The sequence below is a fragment of the Shigella sp. FC1967 genome (genome assembly GCF_001743005.1).
Classification (GTDB): Bacteria; Pseudomonadota; Gammaproteobacteria; order Enterobacterales; family Enterobacteriaceae; genus Proteus.
In genome coordinates, this window is the sequence record NZ_MIIZ01001491.1 from 1 (window position 1) to 329 (window position 329).

A 329-nucleotide genomic window follows, 5' to 3' on the forward strand; every position below is an offset into this window, starting at 1 on the left:
ATGTTAAGAGCAACAAAAAGTACGCATCTACCCAACACCAGAACAGGCTGAATATCTCAACGCTCAGTTCGGTGCGGTTCGTTTTGCGTACAACAAAGCTCTGCACATCAAGAAAGACGCTTACCAGCGGCACGGCGTAAATTTAAACCCGCGTAAAGACCTTAAACCGCTGCTTGCAGTGGCGAAAAAAATCCCGCAGATATGGGTGGCTTAAAGAATATGACTCCATAGCATTGCAGCAGGCGGTGATTAACCTTGACGTGGCTTTCTCCAACTTTTTTAATCCGAAACTAAAAGCCCGTTTTCCCACGTTTAAAAGTAAGCATGGC

At 45.6% G+C, this 329-nt stretch carries 1 pseudogene; it reads left to right on the top strand.

Annotated features, from left to right (window positions below):
• Window positions 1-329, top strand: a pseudogene (locus tag BHE89_RS23270) (helix-turn-helix domain-containing protein); the annotation flags it as partial.